The sequence below is a fragment of the Planctomycetota bacterium genome, assembly GCA_016207825.1.
Taxonomy (GTDB): domain Bacteria; phylum Planctomycetota; class MHYJ01; order JACQXL01; family JACQZI01; genus JACQZI01.
On record JACQZI010000010.1, the window covers coordinates 156,166 to 172,480 of the forward strand.

Genomic DNA, 16,315 nt, shown 5'->3' on the forward strand with positions numbered 1-16,315 from the left:
TGCAGCCTAAATATGAATGCTAAAGTAAACAGTAACCAGTGAATAGAGGATTATGAAACTATTAAGACATCTCAATAACTATAAAAAAACCAAAGTGATGGGTTGTTGCTCATTAATCATTGGTGTTTTTTGCTTCTTCATCTTGACCTCTTGTTTCTCAATACAGTATCCGTTAAATTGGCTTAAAGGATTCAACTACCGCGTGCCATTCACCATTACCGAATCAGGCGGCTATACGCTTAAAGATTACCAGATAAAGCTGGAAATCCAGGGGCAGGATGCAAACAAGCCCAACTACATGGATTTCAGCCGCATTAGCCCTAATGGAAACGATGTAAAAATCACCGATAACGAAAACCGACCGATAAATTTCTGGATTCAGTCATGGAATAATGCGACCAAACAAGCGACCATCTGGGTAAAAGTCCCGGAAATATTCTCCTACCGCAAAGCCGTGGTTCATCTTTATTACGCGCCATCGGCCAGCCAGAAACCGGTATCGGATTTCACCAGCACTATGGCAAAGCTTAAAACGGACGACGAAACACGTGGTTTGTGGCACATGGACGAATCCACACGGGATAGTTCCCGCCATAACAACCACGCCAAAGTAACCAAAACCGGGCGATTAGGAAAAGACGGCGGGCAATTTGGCGATGACCATTCAACCAATTTCACTAAAGGCGACGCGCTTACCTTCAACGGGAAAGATGATTTCGTCCAAATACCATTCCGCTCCAGCCTCGATTTCAACGGAACAAGCAAAATATCCATCGAAGCCTGGATAAAACCTGCTACCCTAACAGACTATACACCGGTCATATATAAACCGGGCAGTTACGCGCTCTACATCATGGCGGACGGAAAACTCTGCACCTATATTTACGGGCCCAGGCCGGAGAATTATTATTCGTCGGAAAGCGCCGTCAAGGCAGGCGACTGGTCGCATATCACGCTTACCTATGATAACGAATATTTAAGGTTTTATATTAATGGCAGCCCCGATAACAAAATCGCACTGACGGGTGATTTGATATCCTGCCTGGACAGAATACACGGCGTGGAATACCAGAAATCTGATTTATATTTCGGGATAGACCTGATGCCGCCGGGTCCCAATTATTTTTCCGGGGCGATGGATGAGATACGGATATTGAGCCGGGTGCTTGGCGACGGCGAAATCAAAGCGGATTACCAGCGCAGGCAATATTGCCCGGCAGGTCCGACGATTGAAATCGGGCAGGAAGAAGCAGAAAACTCTAAATCCCAATGACCAAACTCCAAATAAATTCCAATACCCAATTGGAATTTACCCATATTGGATATTATTTGGAATTTGTGATTTGTAGATTGGAATTTTACAGCCATGGAAAACTCAATAAAGCAGTTTCTCGCTTATCTTAACGTTGAATGCGGTTTATCCAACAATACGCTTTCCGCCTACCGCAGTGATCTGGTAAAGTTTACCGAATACCTTAAAGGGCAGGGAATAACGAGCCCATCCGGAATATCTCCCGAAGATATCATGCGTTTCATGGAAGCCTGCAGAAATCGAGGCGCTTCGCATACTTCGCTGGCAAGGTATCTAAGCTCTATCAAGATGCTTTTCAAATTCCTCTCTTCACAGGGCACGATAAAAGGAGATGCGACTATGCTTTTGGATACGCCTAAAATCTGGCACCGGATACCGGATGTCATGTCTTATCCTGTTATCCAAAAACTGCTAGATGCGCCGGATACCAAGAAACCTTTAGGGATACGAGACCGGGCAATCCTGGAAACTATGTATGCCACCGGGATGAGAGTTTCTGAAGTGGTCAATATGAAAACCATTGACTTAAGCCTTGAAGGAGGCTATTTACGCTGCATCGGCAAAGGACAGAAAGAACGCGTCGTGCCAATCGGCGAAGAAGCGATTAAATATGTCAAACTCTACCTTGATAAAGTGAGACCTAATTTAAAGAAAGAAAAACGGCCTTATGAAAACCTGTTTCTGGACAGGATAGGCAAGCCTTTAAGGAGGGAAACAATCTGGAAGATGATTCACCGTTATGGATTACTTGCCGGGATTAAAGAGAAACTGCATCCGCATATCCTGAGGCATTCATTTGCCACCCATTTATTGGAAGGCGGAGCGGATTTGAGATATGTCCAGGAGATGCTGGGACATTCCAATATCGCCACTACCCAGATTTATACCCACGTGGATAAGGAAAGGCTGAAGGCAATCCATAAGAAATTCCATCCGCGGGCTTAAAGAAAAAGCCGGCCTGCAAAAACAGACCGGCTTTCAGTTATTATGATTTTACGGTCAAACAGGTAACAGTCCGGTCAACTCCCGGAACTTTTTGTAGCTGCGTCACGATTGTTTTGCCTAATTCATTGACATCATTCGCCTCAAGGTAAGCAATAACATCATGAAGTCCGGTCACTAAATGCGCCTGTTTTACTCCCTTAACCTTGCGGATATCCTCAACGGCATTCATGCCGTTACCGGATTTAACGTTGATAAACACATATGCGCCTACTCCCATTTTAAGTTCCTCCTTCTTTTAATACAAAACTCGAAACAAAGCATTAAGACACGAAACTATTTTTGCGCTTTCTTGTCAATCAATTTCGTGTCTTCGTGATTTATATCTGGCGGCCGGGATTTGAACCCGGGGCCTTGCGCGAAAAGGGTCTGGGGAAAACACCCAAGAGAGGGGTCTTCTCCAGCATTATTTATTTTCTTTCAACATCTCCTCTCGCAATTTTAACAAGTTAAGCCTAGTCGGGCGGCCGGGATTTGAACCCGGGACCTCTTGCACCCCAAGCAAGCACGCTAAGCCAGGCTGCGCTACCGCCCGACTAGGCTAACTTTCTCATTTTAACCATCCATTAACAAAAAGACCAGCAATATTTCTTTCTGGAAAACCACTATGCCGTAGGGGTTTTCCCGAACCTTTTCCACACTCCCACCAAGCAAGCACTCCCGCCAAGCGGGACAGGCTACACTACCACCCGAGATTTAATTACCATTAACAGAATAGCACGGAATTACCAGGAAGTCTATATTTTTCTTGTTTGAAATTAGTGCTGTTAATGCTTATTTGCGAATTGGCAGATTTCTATCAATACTCTGCTAGAGTCTTTAGGGCTGAAGAAGTTTACGAGATATCCGCCCGCGCCTGTCTTTGGCTCAGGATAAACGAGTTTGTAACCCTTGGAAACCATATCAGCCATGGCGCTTTTGATATCAGCCACCTCGAAACATATATGGTGAATTCCTTCCCCCTTGTTCTGGATGAATTTTGCCACGTTTTCATTTCCTTCCATCGGCTCAATAAGCTCTATGACTGTATTATCCAATGTAAGTTTGGCGGTTTTGACCTTCATTGACAAGACTTCTTCGAAATGAGGTGATAATCCCAATCCATTCTGATAAAAAGGAAGGGTGTTTTCTATTTTCCTTACCGCAACACCGATATGATTAAGTTTTATCATTCCAGAATATGCTATATTTTAATCATCTACCAACGGCCATATCAAATAAGTAAAAATGACATCCGCCGCAAAAATAATGCCACCTATTTTAATTCCCCTGCGAGCGCTTTTACTTGACTCTTCTTCCATTCGATGCCCCTCATAATAACCGATTGCCATATCTCCGACTAACCCAGCGGGAATTCCAATTATGTTTTTACCGCCGTTACTGGATACTGCCACACAACCACTGCAGGCTATGTAAAGGATAAGTATTGTCAATAGCAAAGCTATTTTTATTTTCATTTAGCAGACTCCTTTATACTTATATCGGTTAAAAAATAGAAGCGCCTTTATGTTCTCCGAAAATCTCTCGCAGGGTGCCGCAAATTTCCCCTAAGGTTGCTTCAGCTTTTATCGCTTCTATTATCAAAGGCATCAGATTATCGCTGCCTTTGGCAGAACTTTTCAAAGCGTCTAAATACGATTCTATCTTTTTATTATTCCGCCTCTTTTTATATTGGGCGAGTTTGGTTATTTGCTTCTTCTGCATTGCCTGGTTGACTTTCAGTATTTTCAGGCGTGCTTTCTTATCCGTGGTTTCGTCGGTAAAATCGTTTACCCCAACGACTATCCGTTCGCGGTTTTCCACTTGTTTCTGGTATTGATAAGCGCTTAAGCTGATTTCTTTCTGGTAGAATCCGTTTTCCACCGCCTTAAGCGCACCGCCCATCTCGTCTATCCGCCTGATATATGCTTCACCCTGCTTTGCCAGCTGGCTTGTAAGATGCTCGATATAATACGACCCGCCCAAAGGGTCAACCGCTTTGGTCACACCTGATTCATAAGCCACCAGCTGCTGGGTGCGCAAGGCGATTTTAGCGGATTTTTCCGTGGGAAGCGCCAACGCCTCATCGCGTGAATTGGTATGGAGGCTCTGCGTCCCTCCCAAGACTGCCGCCATCGCCTGAAGCGCGACCCTGGTAACATTATTATCAGGTTGCTGCGCGGTCAAAGAACAACCGGCTGTCTGGGTATGGAACCTCAACATCATCGCCCGCGGGTCTGTGGCGCCGAATCGCTCCTTCATAATCTTTGCCCAAAGACGGCGCGCCGCGCGGAACTTGGCGACTTCTTCCAGCAAATCATTATGCGCATTAAAGAAAAATGACAGGCGATTGCCTATCTGGTTGATATCCAGGCCTCTGCCATTACAAGCTTCGACATAGGCAATGCCGTTAGTTAGGGTAAAAGCAATTTCCTGAATTGCGGTTGCCCCAGCTTCCCGGATATGATAACCGCTGACACTGATATAATTCCAGCGGGGAACGTTCTTCATGCAATATTCTATTGTATCCACAACCAACCTCATGGAAGGACCCGGCGGATAGATATAAGCACCGCGGGCGATATATTCCTTTAAAATATCATTCTGGACCGTGCCGTTAAGGAACTCCGGTTTTATCCCTTTACGCTCGGCCAAGACCAGATACATCCCTAAAATCACCGCGCAGGATGCATTTATGGTCATGGAGACACTGACCTTATCAAGCGGGATATCCGCAAATAGCGTTTCCATATCCTCTAACGAACTTACTGCCACCCCGCATTTGCCAACTTCGCCCAAGCTCATGTCATGGTCTGAATCATATCCATTTTGTGTAGGCAGGTCAAAGGCAACCGAAAGGCCTGTCTGCCCGCCTTTTAGAAGAAATTTATAGCGCTTGTTGGTTTCCTCTGCCGTGCCGAACCCGGCGTATTGGCGCATCGTCCAAAGCTTGCCGGTATACATAGTCGGATGGACACCTCGGGTGAATGGGGATAAACCGGGCGAACCTAAATCGGTTTCCGGAGGCATATCGGACGGCATGTATATATCTTTAACTTCTATTGCGGATAACGTCTTGAATTGCTTCGCGTGCGCGGCCTTTGACGTTATTTTGACTGACATAAATTACTTTGATTTTGCTGGCTTCGCTTTTTGCCACTTCACTTTTGGAGCTTCAGCCCAGATGGATTCCAAATCGTAAAAATCCCTTAACGGCTCCAAAAGCATGTGAATCACGACATCGCCCAAATCAAGAAGCACCCAGGAACCTTCTTCATAACCCTCCCAACCCAACACATTAATGCCTTTTGCCTTGGCGGTTTCCTTTAAATCGCGGACAATCGCCTGGTTTTGCCGGGTGCTTTTACCGGAAAGAATCATGAAGTAATCTGTCAGAAAAGTCTGTTTCCTGACATCAAGAACAACGATATTCCCGGCCTTTTTCTTATCTGCCAATCTTGCAAACTCAACGGCTGTTTCTCGGCTTTTATCTCGTTTTATAATAGAACACCTCTTTAAATCTAACTACTGTTATATATCAAATTATGAATTCATTTACCAGAATTTTTATAGTTAATTTCGACTTTTCTTTAGATTTGACAATCATTCCGGTTTAGAATATACTATTTAATTGAAGATGACTATACTCATCTTTACAGTCATTCCCGCGAAAGCGGGAATCCAGCCATAATCCTGGATGCCTGCTTCCGCAGGCATGACAAACTATGGTGACTTTTAAGCCATAACTAATATATGCCAATGAAACATCCGGCTAAAACAATTTCTGATGCCCTGCGGGAATCCCGCCTGTTTTTAGCAAGGCATAAAATCCCTGACGCCAACCTTGCAACGGAAATAATACTAGCGCATGTGTTAAAATCATACCGGACTTATTTATACCGCAATTTTTACAAACGACTTTCTTTACGGCAATTATCGGTTTATAATAAACTAACTCAACAACATATCAAAGGTAAGCCTATCTCCAGGATAACCGGTAAAAAGGAATTCATGTCGTTGCCTTTCATAATAAACCGCCATGTTTTAAGCCCGCGCCCGGAAACTGAGTTGGTTGCGGAAGAAGCCTTACGCCTAATCCAATCCTACCCTGCCGATAAATTAATTATATTGGATATCGGCACAGGAAGCGGTAATATTGCCGTATCTGTTGCAAAATTATGCCAAAATAGACATTTACATGTTTTCGCCTCTGATACTTCCGCGCAGGCTTTGAAGATTGCACGGCAAAACGCGCGGATAAACGGAGTTGAAAAACTTATAACTTTCTGTAAAGGGGATTTATTCCGTGCCTTTAAGCCATTCCGACTGGGACATAAGGCTGATTTTATCCTGACAAATCCACCTTACATAACACCTTGTGAATATAAAAAACTGCCCAACAGTGTCCTTAAATACGACCCTAAACACGCGCTTTATGCGAAAGATGATGGTTTATATTACCACAAACAAATCATGGAAAAAGCATCTCGATACCTTCGCCAAAATGGTTATTTATTGATGGAAATGGGAATGGGACAGTGCGAAAATCTTAAGAAACTGGCTGCCGAGTCATATAATCCTAATCAAATTAAAATATTGCGCGATTATAACGACATCCCCCGGATGTTATCCATTCGCTATAACTAAGTTCCACCCACAAGATATTGTGTTAGCAGGCTACTAAAACACTTTTAGCTGTATGTTATAAGTTTATTGACAAAACCTGATTTTTTTGTTAAGATAATATGTCTAGAGTGACGATATAAAGCGATAGGCAACTATGATGACGGAAATAGAAAAGTTAGAACAGGAGTATTGCGCCGGTAAGTTCAAAATCCTGGAAAGCGAACTCACTGAATTCATCAAAACCCACAAGGAATCCATAAAACAGCTCAAAGATGACGAACTCGGCAATATCAAAGGAATACAAGCTTCGGACGAGTTGGCAATAAAGTTATTCATCCTAAAAAGCCGTTCAATCAATCCGACCAAGGAAATCAAGATAGAACTGGATGAAATCGAAAAAGAAGTTTGGTACCAGGGTGAAAAACGCCAGGGACAGATTGACCGGAATAAAATCGCCGAGGAGTGGTGCAAGAAACACGCCGCAGGATGGAGAGACAACTGGATATTAGGCGCTCTTCTGGTCTTTGAACGAGATAAACAAAAATTCGTCAATCTGCTTAACAGTTAAGTATCATTTCCTTTTACACGTTCTTTTCACGAAATCTTCGTAATCATAAAGTGTATCTATACCGACATGCCCTTTTTTAAGGACTCCGGTTTTTATCCTGAAACCGTTATCCACGGCGCGCAATTGCTCCAAACGTTCTGTTTTTTCCCTTTCAACTGGTGCTAATTTCGTAAAGAGCAATAGCTTATTACGCTTGTATGCATAAACACCGATATGCCGCTTGATATTTGAACTGCCCGTTTTATCCTTTAGGAGACTTTGTTTTTGCCTGGAAAAATCCAGCGCAAACCCTTTATCATCAATCAGGACTTTTACTTTATTGGGGTCGGCAAGTTCTTTAGCGTTTTTAAAAGGGCATGCCAAGGTTGCCATATCTACTCCCTTACTGTCGGACAGTTTAATGACTAAATCGATTGCCCCCGGGCTTATTTCCGGCTCATCCGCCTGCAGGTTGACGATCACAGAAGCCTTTAATTTCCGTGCAACTTGGGCAATACGATCTGTGCCGGAACGATGCTTGCGTGATGTCATCTTAACCTCGCCTCCAAAGCTCTTAACCGCCTTAAAGATGCGCTTATCATCAGTCGCGATTATAATCCTGCTTACCTTTTTAGCCTTTAATACCTGTTCGTAAGTGTGCTGGACTAGATACTTCCCTGTCTTATCCAGCAACACTTTTGCAGGCAGCCGGATAGAACCGTAACGCGCCGGGATAATCACGATTGCTCTCATAATACTACTTTCTCTCTGTTTGACCCGGAAGGGTCATTTATTCAACAAGCGCACCAATTCATCCTTCATGTCGCTGATTTGTTTCCGATCGGCATGGTCATCTGAAATCAACTCAAGGTATTTATTGATATTATCCAGCGATAATTTATATTCCTTGGTTTTGTAATAAACGATTGCCAGGTTACGATAGGGATCAGGGAATAGGGGAACCAGCTCAATAGCCTTTTGATAATCCGTAATCGCTTTATCCCATTTTTCCTGCCTGGCATACAGAGTCCCGCGGTTACTATAAACTTCAGGGTAGTAAGGGTTCAATTCGCAGCTTTTTGTATAATCATCGATGGATTTATCAATCTCCCCCATTTGATGATAAACAACAGCCCGGTCATAATAAACGCTGGCATTATCCGGCGCGAAAGACAGGGCGGATTTAAAATTATCCAATGCCTTATCCCAAAGCTCTTTCTTGCTGTAAGCGGCGCCGCGGTTATGATAAGCATCCGCATAATCAGGAGCAAGCCTTATTGCTTCGTTAAAATCGCGGATTGCTTCATCCAACCGGTCTAACATCGCCATGGACAACCCGATATTCAAATAAGTGGACGGGCAATTGGGTTCCAGCTTCAGCGCTTTCTGGAAATCATCCAACGCCTTGGAAGCGTCCTTCTTTTCCAGGTAAATTGCGCCCCGGCTTTTATAAGCCTCGTGGTTTTCCGGATCGAGGATCAAAGCCCAGTTGAAATCGGACAGTCCCTCGTCATATTGCTTGCGCTTCAGGTAATATATCCCGCGATTATAGAGGATAAGTCCGATAAACTGTTGTTTGGAAATAAACCGGAATTTTATCTCATCGCCGATCGAATACTTCGGGATATCCTCTCCGATTAAGGACTTCGTTTTTTTGACATACTCCTCTTTCGGAACGTTAACGCCATCCGAAGTGGCTTCGATAAAGTGCGAGATACCATTGCCGTCGGCGTATTGCAAAAATACGTGCCTTGGGATAACCACCGCCTGCATTGATAAATCAAAACGCTCAGCCAGTGCCCAGTAAAGCGTGGATGAACCGAGGCAATTGCCTTTCATGGTATCCAGCACTTTCGGAAGCATAAAGCGCTCAAGCAGCTCATCCTTACCCATGGATTCGGAGACCATCTTTTGCTCCTTGTAAAGATAACGGTTTATAGCCTCGATAACCTTCGCAGGCTCATTAGTCTTACCTAATATTTTTTTTATCTCGTCCGCCATCCAGTCTATTTTACCGAGCTGTTCCTTAACTTTAGTTTCCGGGTAAACGCTTTTGCCAATGATTAGTGCAAACTCAGCCAGGTTTATATCGCGGTCTGAGCGCATGGCATACTTAAATGGCGTTAACGCCTCGATTTCCTCCTTGGAAGCCTCTGCAAAAACAACCTGTGCGGCGACAGCGGCAAATAAAATAACGACTAAACTAAAGCAGAGTCTCTTAATCATTTTTAAGTATACGGCGCGCCGCGTTGAATACATCTTCCACGGTTATCGAAGTCATACATTTTGGATTTGAGCATTTGCGCTTGGGGCAAGGGCTGCATGGCAAGTCCTTACGGACTATGGTAACATTATTGTTCTTGCCCACGGCATAAGGGCCATACAAAACGGGGTCCTTGGGTCCGAATAATGCAATCACCGGCACCCCGATTAGATTGGCTAAATGAAGGGGACCTGTATCGCTCCCGACAAACAAATCCGTCTTCTTCAAAAGAGCGGTAAATTTAGATAATGGTGTTGTTTCATAATTGATTATCGGCTGTTCCTTCATCTTTGAGGCGATAAGTTTAATCAGTCCCTCTTCACCCCGCCCGCCGGTAATGATAAAATTACACTTAAGTTCTTTTATCAAACGGTCCCCTAAAACGGCGTAATTTTCCGGTTGCCACTTTTTATACGCCCCGAAAGCGCTTACGCCCGGATGTGCCACGACTATCGATGCTCCGGCCTTCATATACCGCTTCTTGAATTCACTGAAGTAACGCTCGTCATTCTTTTCAACAGGCAAATTTACTTTATAATCGGATATATCAAACCCAAGCCCTTTCAACAGTAAAAGATTCTTGGCAACGCGGTTGACACGCAGGCTATCCAGATGGACTTTATGGTTGCTAAAAAGATGGTTAAACTCCCTGGTAGCAGGCTTTTCAAAACCTGCTTTTACCTTTGCCCCGGAAAGATAGGAAATAATGCCGCTTTTTAAATTCCCCTGGAAATCCAGCGCGATATCAAACTTTTCTGCCTTAAGTTCCTTGATAAATTCCGGAACGTCTTTGGTCATCTTGAGGAATTTAGCGGGGTTGGTTAAATTTATTTTCCAATCGCGTCGCCGAAATACAAAGACTTTATCAATATCAGGATGCCCTTCCAAAATATCCTTGGCTTTATCTTCCACCACCCAGGCGATAAAGCTCTTTGGAAAATTACGCCGTAAGACCGCCAGTGCCGGGAAGGTATTAATCACGTCACCCAGGGCACTCAAGCGGACAATCAATATGCGTTTAAAATTCAAATCCGTCATATTATCTCTTCAACCCTTGATTTAAATTCACCGTCAGACAGTTTTGTCGTCAGGATGTCTTTCCTTTTTATTTGCTTTATGGAAGCAACCACCTCTTTGGTTTCCGCTTTCATCGTCACCGAATAGCCGCGGCCCAATACTTTTAAGGGGCTTAAGGCATCCAGCTTTCCGGCAAGTTCCTCCATAATCTTTTTGGTATTATCAACAGAGTATTTGGCGGCTTTGCCCAGTCTGGGGAAAAGCTCATCCAATCTCTGCCGGTATTGTTCCAGTTCGTCAAATGGTTTTCTAAAAGCATAACCATCTCGCAATGAATCCAACTTCAATCGCGCCATTTCCGTCCGGCTGCGCAAGGCCTTAACCAAATTACCTGATAAATCCTGAAGTTCATTTAAGACGTCGCTCTTAACCGGAACGGCCAGCTCAGCCGCTTCAGAAGGAGTGGAAGCACGTTTATCCGCTACCAAATCCGCGATTGTTATATCAATCTCATGGCCGACTGCGGAAATAACCGGGATAACGGATTGATAAATCGCGCGCGCTACGGATTCCGAATTAAAGACGGCTAAATCCTCCGTGCTGCCGCCACCCCGGGCTAAAATAAGGACATCCGGAATACCGGATTCATTCATTTCACTAAAGGCATTGACAATTTCCGGCTCGGCCTCTTTTCCCTGAACCTTTACCGGATAAATCAAGACTTTCATTTCCGGAAAGCGCCGTTTAATGATATTCAGCATATCCTGTATCGCCGCGCCGCGCGGGGAAGTGATTATGCCTATGGTATCCGGAAGGAACGGAATCGCCCTTTTTCGCGCTGCATCAAAAAGCTCCTCCTTTTGCAACTTCTCTTTTAACTGGCGCAAGGCTAATTCCTGGCTGCCGATTCCCTTGGGCTCCAGTTTATCCGCCACTATCTGGTATTCACCGCCCTTGTCATAAACGGTCACCCTCCCGAAGATAATGATTTCCATCCCATCATTAAGCTTAAACTTGAGCGTATCCGCGGTGGATTTCCACAGGACGCATTTAATCTGGGCGGAAGCATCCTTGAGTGAGAAATAATGATGCCCGGAAATTGGCACGCGCAGGTTGGAAAGCTCTCCGCAAATCCATACATAACCGACACTCTTTTCAAGACTTATCTTAATCTGGCGGGTAAGTTCACTCACCGACAGAACCTTACGCTTGGAGGGAAATAATCCGAGAATGTTTTCCTGATTATCTTTATTTTCTTTCATTTATCTAATTGAACAACCTTGCGGCTGGATTTTTCGCCCCGGATAATCTTTACATGGTCCTTCTTTATTTTGAAATGAGCGGCGATTGTTTCGATGACGGCTTTATTCGCCTTGCCATCCACCGGAGGAGCTGCTACATAAACCTTGAAAAGCCCCTCTTCTTCTTTTATCTCGTTCTTTTTCGCATTAGCGATGACCTTAAGATTTATTATCATAAACCATAATTCTCTCTATCGCCTTTGCCCGGCCAGTGGAAGAATCTATTGAAACGATTGCCCCGCCTATCCTGACGTCATCTTCCGCCACGTCAAAATGCGTGGGCATCCCGGTAAGAAACGCGGAAAGCACCTTCTCCTTTTTCCGTCCTAAAATGGAATCATAAGGGCCGGTCATGCCGATATCCGTAATATAAGCCGTCCCGTTGGGGAGCACCCCCTCATCCGCAGTTTGAATATGGGTATGGGTGCCGAAAATAAAGCTCACCTTGCCGTCCAAATGCCAGCCAAGCGCTATCTTTTCCGAGGTCGCCTCGGCATGGAAATCTATAATGATGATTTTGGTTTTATCGGAAAGCTCCTTGATTGCCCTATCAACCGCATCGAAAGGCGAATCTATGGGCGGCATAAAAACCCTGCCCTGGAGATTGATTACGCCTATCTTACGCCCTTTTGCATCATCATAGAGATAATGTCCGTGCCCGGCGGATTGGGGCGGGTAATTGGCAGGCCGTAAAAGCCGCGCGTCTTTAGCGATAACCGGGACTATTTCCTTGCGCTTCCAGATATGGTCACCGCTCGTCAGGGCATTCACTCCGTAAGAAATGAGCTCTTCCATAATCTGCGGCGTGACGCCTGACCCGCCGGCGGAATTTTCCGCATTTGCCACGCAGAAATCAATTCTTTGCTTCTCCAGGAACCCCGGCAGTTTTTCCTTCAAAATCTCCCTGCCGGGCTCGCCGACTATATCCCCGATTGCCAATACTTTTATCGTGCTGGACATTTCCGGAACCTTTTACCACGGAGAACACAGAGAAAATCAAACTCTGTGCCCTCTGTGGTTAATTATTTTACCTGGCATATTCGGTAACCCTTGTTTCACGGATGACCGTAACCTTGATTTCTCCCGGGTATTTAAGCTCTTTTTCTATGTCATTGGCGATATTACGCGCCACGATGGTTGCCTGCTTATCATCTATCTTTTCCGCGTTTACGATTACGCGTATCTCACGTCCGGCCTGTATAGCGTAGCTGTTTTCCACTCCGCTATAGGAATTGGAAATATTTTCGAGCCTCTCCAGGCGCTTGACGTAAGTTTCCATGCTTTCGCGCCGCGCTCCGGGGCGGGCGGCGGAAATCGCGTCTGCCGCGCTAACCAAGACCGTATAAATAAACTCCGGGTTTGCGGTATCGTGATGACGCTCTATGGAATCGACCACTTCCGGGCGTTCCTCGAACCTGCGCGCCAGTTCCGCGCCGATAGAAGGATGCGTCCCTTCCATTTCCTGGTCTATGGCTTTCCCTATATCATGGAGCAACCCGCACCGCTTGGCTAAATTGGTGTCCAGCTTCAATTCGGTAGCCATGGCGCTTGCCAGCCAGGCAACTTCAATAGAATGCTCCAACACATTCTGCCCGTAACTGGTGCGGTATTTTAAGCGTCCCAGCAAATTGACCAGTTTCTGATTAAGCCCATGGACATTCAGGTCATAACAAGCCTGCTTACCTGTCTGCATGATAACCGATTCGACCTCTTTCTTGGTCTGCTCGATAATTTCCTCTATCCTGCCCGGATGTATCCTACCATCCAGGACCAGTTTTTCCATGGCGCGGCGCGCAACTTCGCGCCGGACGCCGTCAAAAGCGGAAATGACAATAACACCCGGGGTATCATCGACAATCACGTCAACGCCGGTGACTTTTTCGAAAGTCCTGATATTTCGGCCCTCGCGGCCGATTACCCGGCCTTTCATTTCGTCATTAGGCAAATCCACGGTGGAAACCGTGATTTCTGCCGTATGGTTGGAAGCAATACGCTGGATTGCCAGGGCTATCTGCTTTTTGGCTTCCACTTCCACATTTTCCTTGGTCTGCTCCCTCATTTTATTTATCAGGCTTACCATCTCCGTCTGCATCTCGTTTTCCAAACGGCCCAAAAGCTGCTTGGTCGCTTCTTCCTTATTCAATCCGGAAATGGTATGGACGGTGCGCTTTTCGTTTTCAACCAGCTGGCTTAACTCTACCCTTTTTTCCTCAGCCTCACGGCCTTTCTGTTCGATATTCTTTTCCTGCGCCTCCAGAGATTTCTCCCGGCGCTGGATTAGATCGGCTTTCCTATCCAAGGCATCTTCGTGCTTAAGAAGCCTTCGCTCCTGGTTTTTTATTTCCTGGCGGGTTTCCTGGGTCTCCCTTTCAAAGGATTCCTTTAATTTATAAACCTCTTCTTTAGCCACCAGAAGCTCGGCTTTCTTGAACTTTTCAGCTTCGGCCTTGGCTTCCTCTAAAATGGTGTTTGCCTTGCGGCGGGATACCTGCCGGATTAAGAAGGTAATAATATAAAACCCCAGCGCTCCGGCTAAAACCCCGGCAACGGCAAATATTATCTTTTCCGTTTGCGGATCCATAAACCTTACTCCTTTCTAAGTACAATAAATAAATCATTCCGTTCCCCAAGCTTTTAATTATAGTATCTGAGTGACAATACGGAACGGGAAAGGAATCGGTTTCCTGACGGACTGGCAGACAAAAACGGCGGTGATTATTTAAGAATATTCTTATGAGGAATATCTTCTTTATTCACTGATGAAAGGCATATTTCCCGGGTTAATCGGGATAAATTCCGCCTTAAATCAACTAGGGCAGGCGAAATATTAAATACACGTGTTATTTTCCGCATTAAGAATCTCTTTCATCAAGTAAATCTTGCTAATCACCATAATCTTCGCTTGTTTCCCCTTGAAAACCCTTGTTTGACAGGCCGTTGGACACCCCGGGATAACGGCCGTATATACATAAAGTAATAAGTTTCAACCTGTTTTGTCTTAAAAACCAAACGCATCAGGAAAATCTTTATTCCTTAGGCTGTTCCTCCTCACCTAATATTTTAATATCCTCTTCGCTTTTTATAACGATAGTCCGCTGAGGGTAATTTTTATTCTCTTTCACTTCGCCGTTAACCCCAACCTGTTTGCCGTAATACTTATTAAGATCTACTTTCTTGTCAGGACTGACCAAAAAGTAAATGGTCTCGTCGCCTTTAACCAGGCGGTGCGTTCCGGGCCGGTTCATTATCTTACCCACATAATCAACCGTGCCGGTAGCCACAAAACCTAAAGGCGGTTTCATCTCCTTAACTAATTTCTCCATGACTTCCTTGATTATTTTGCGCCTTTCATCTTCGGCCTTATCATACTCCTCTTCCAATTTAACCAGTGTTTCCTTAACCTGACGAACCACCGCAATACTGGGCTTTATGATATTAATCTGTTCGATTGCTTTTGCGGTAAGTTTTTCATCCGTTGATTTATCCGCCACTTCTTGGTACATGCTCAATGCTTCTTCCAAATTCTGGTCCAGAGGATGCTTGACGCTTTCCTTGGCAAATATCGTATCTGCCTCTTTTAATAATTTTTCCAGCCTATCCCTTTCCTTAATCATTTCTTCGGCTTTGTCCTTGAGTTTTTCGTAATCTTCCTGTTTGCCCCAATACTTGGTGTACTTTTGGCTAACCCAGGCTGTCAGATTTGCGGGCGGGATGATTTTCAGCCAGCCTTCTTCCTCCCCGATAATGGTCACTTCGGCATCTGCTGAAACTTGCCCGATGATATTATTGGCGGTATTTGATGTGCTGGAACGGACGTTTACTTTATTGCCTTTAACCGTTCCCTTGCCGCCTTCTTTACGTTCGATGAATTTAGCGGAAATCCAGCATGAAACTCCCGGAGGGATGATAACTTCCACCCAGCCGAGTTTTTCACCCACGACCTGGAGTTTATCCCCCATTTTTACGACATGGAGGGAGGCAAAATTCGTACCCGGGCCATTCCTCATATTCAGGCTTTTAGCCGTGACCTCACGAACTTCTTTTACCTTAACAACATCCTGTGCATATATGGGCGCCCATAAAAATGCTCCGCAAGAGAGCATCACCGCGATTAAAATGATTCGTTTCACTATACTCCTCCTTTCTTAGGAATTAGTGTGTGACCCCGGCATTCGCCGGGGCAAGTATAATACTATTAATATCGGATTTTCCCCTTCCTGTCAAGAGAAAATTCACACTAAGAAATCTAATGAATCAGGCTTGACGGA

At 44.9% G+C, this 16,315-nt stretch carries 17 protein-coding genes and 1 tRNA gene; 4 read left to right on the forward strand and 14 right to left on the reverse strand.

Annotation, left to right across the window (positions count from 1 at the left end):
- Window positions 1-52 precede the first annotated feature (52 nt).
- Both HY811_05505 and xerD read left to right on the forward strand, forming a co-directional pair.
- On the forward strand, window positions 53-1,273 hold the full coding sequence (locus HY811_05505) for a DUF2341 domain-containing protein (GenBank protein MBI4834256.1): 1,221 nt from the start codon (window positions 53-55) through the stop codon (window positions 1,271-1,273).
- A gap of 93 nt (window positions 1,274-1,366) precedes the next feature.
- The gene (xerD, locus tag HY811_05510; protein ID MBI4834257.1) at window positions 1,367-2,257 is read left to right on the forward strand and encodes a site-specific tyrosine recombinase XerD; all 891 of its coding nucleotides are present in this window, start codon (window positions 1,367-1,369) and stop codon (window positions 2,255-2,257) included.
- A 40-nt stretch (window positions 2,258-2,297) separates the two neighbouring features.
- Here xerD and HY811_05515 read toward each other — a convergent pair whose 3' ends face one another.
- The 6 genes from HY811_05515 to rsfS form a co-directional block, all read right to left on the reverse strand.
- Complete coding sequence (locus HY811_05515; protein ID MBI4834258.1) at window positions 2,298-2,534, reverse strand: Lrp/AsnC ligand binding domain-containing protein; 237 nt, start codon at window positions 2,532-2,534, stop codon at window positions 2,298-2,300.
- A 239-nt stretch (window positions 2,535-2,773) separates the two neighbouring features.
- A tRNA-Pro gene (locus tag HY811_05520) sits at window positions 2,774-2,849 on the reverse strand.
- Window positions 2,850-3,081: 232 nt separating this feature from the next.
- Complete coding sequence (gene mce, locus HY811_05525; GenBank protein ID MBI4834259.1) at window positions 3,082-3,486, reverse strand: methylmalonyl-CoA epimerase; 405 nt, start codon at window positions 3,484-3,486, stop codon at window positions 3,082-3,084.
- 18 nt (window positions 3,487-3,504) lie between these two features.
- Window positions 3,505-3,771, reverse strand: coding sequence for a hypothetical protein (locus HY811_05530; GenBank protein ID MBI4834260.1), 267 nt, complete (start codon window positions 3,769-3,771; stop codon window positions 3,505-3,507).
- Between the two features lie 28 nt (window positions 3,772-3,799).
- The gene (locus HY811_05535; GenBank protein ID MBI4834261.1) at window positions 3,800-5,416 is read right to left on the reverse strand and encodes a methylmalonyl-CoA mutase family protein; all 1,617 of its coding nucleotides are present in this window, start codon (window positions 5,414-5,416) and stop codon (window positions 3,800-3,802) included.
- Between the two features lie 3 nt (window positions 5,417-5,419).
- Window positions 5,420-5,749 (reverse strand): ribosome silencing factor, encoded by a 330-nt coding sequence (gene rsfS / locus HY811_05540; GenBank protein MBI4834262.1) that lies wholly within the window; start codon window positions 5,747-5,749, stop codon window positions 5,420-5,422.
- Between the two features lie 297 nt (window positions 5,750-6,046).
- Between rsfS and prmC the strand changes: the two genes are divergently transcribed.
- Both prmC and HY811_05550 read left to right on the forward strand, forming a co-directional pair.
- The gene (prmC, locus tag HY811_05545; GenBank protein MBI4834263.1) at window positions 6,047-6,940 is read left to right on the forward strand and encodes a peptide chain release factor N(5)-glutamine methyltransferase; all 894 of its coding nucleotides are present in this window, start codon (window positions 6,047-6,049) and stop codon (window positions 6,938-6,940) included.
- A gap of 133 nt (window positions 6,941-7,073) precedes the next feature.
- Window positions 7,074-7,487 carry a hypothetical protein gene (locus HY811_05550; protein MBI4834264.1) on the forward strand — a complete coding sequence of 138 codons (414 nt, stop codon included), beginning with the start codon at window positions 7,074-7,076 and terminating at the stop codon, window positions 7,485-7,487.
- Window positions 7,488-7,490: 3 nt separating this feature from the next.
- On the opposite strand, the gene kdsB is transcribed toward HY811_05550, so the two are convergent.
- The 8 genes from kdsB to HY811_05590 form a co-directional block, all read right to left on the reverse strand.
- The gene (gene kdsB, locus HY811_05555) at window positions 7,491-8,219 is read right to left on the reverse strand and encodes a 3-deoxy-manno-octulosonate cytidylyltransferase (protein MBI4834265.1); all 729 of its coding nucleotides are present in this window, start codon (window positions 8,217-8,219) and stop codon (window positions 7,491-7,493) included.
- Between the two features lie 33 nt (window positions 8,220-8,252).
- On the reverse strand, window positions 8,253-9,692 hold the full coding sequence (locus HY811_05560) for a tetratricopeptide repeat protein (GenBank protein MBI4834266.1): 1,440 nt from the start codon (window positions 9,690-9,692) through the stop codon (window positions 8,253-8,255).
- The gene (locus HY811_05565; GenBank protein ID MBI4834267.1) at window positions 9,685-10,767 is read right to left on the reverse strand and encodes a glycosyltransferase family 9 protein; all 1,083 of its coding nucleotides are present in this window, start codon (window positions 10,765-10,767) and stop codon (window positions 9,685-9,687) included. Before HY811_05565 ends, HY811_05560 begins: the two co-directional genes overlap by 8 nt.
- The gene (locus HY811_05570) at window positions 10,764-12,008 is read right to left on the reverse strand and encodes an exodeoxyribonuclease VII large subunit (GenBank protein MBI4834268.1); all 1,245 of its coding nucleotides are present in this window, start codon (window positions 12,006-12,008) and stop codon (window positions 10,764-10,766) included. The genes HY811_05565 and HY811_05570 overlap by 4 nt, the downstream gene beginning before the upstream one ends.
- Window positions 12,005-12,223 (reverse strand): DUF167 domain-containing protein, encoded by a 219-nt coding sequence (locus HY811_05575; GenBank protein MBI4834269.1) that lies wholly within the window; start codon window positions 12,221-12,223, stop codon window positions 12,005-12,007. Before HY811_05575 ends, HY811_05570 begins: the two co-directional genes overlap by 4 nt.
- Window positions 12,207-13,007, reverse strand: a complete 801-nt coding sequence (locus tag HY811_05580; protein ID MBI4834270.1) for a TIGR00282 family metallophosphoesterase — start codon at window positions 13,005-13,007, stop codon at window positions 12,207-12,209. Before HY811_05580 ends, HY811_05575 begins: the two co-directional genes overlap by 17 nt.
- A gap of 67 nt (window positions 13,008-13,074) precedes the next feature.
- On the reverse strand, window positions 13,075-14,628 hold the full coding sequence (gene rny / locus HY811_05585; protein MBI4834271.1) for a ribonuclease Y: 1,554 nt from the start codon (window positions 14,626-14,628) through the stop codon (window positions 13,075-13,077).
- Between the two features lie 445 nt (window positions 14,629-15,073).
- Window positions 15,074-16,177 (reverse strand): SH3 domain-containing protein, encoded by a 1,104-nt coding sequence (locus tag HY811_05590; GenBank protein ID MBI4834272.1) that lies wholly within the window; start codon window positions 16,175-16,177, stop codon window positions 15,074-15,076.
- Between the last annotated feature and the right edge of the window lie 138 nt (window positions 16,178-16,315).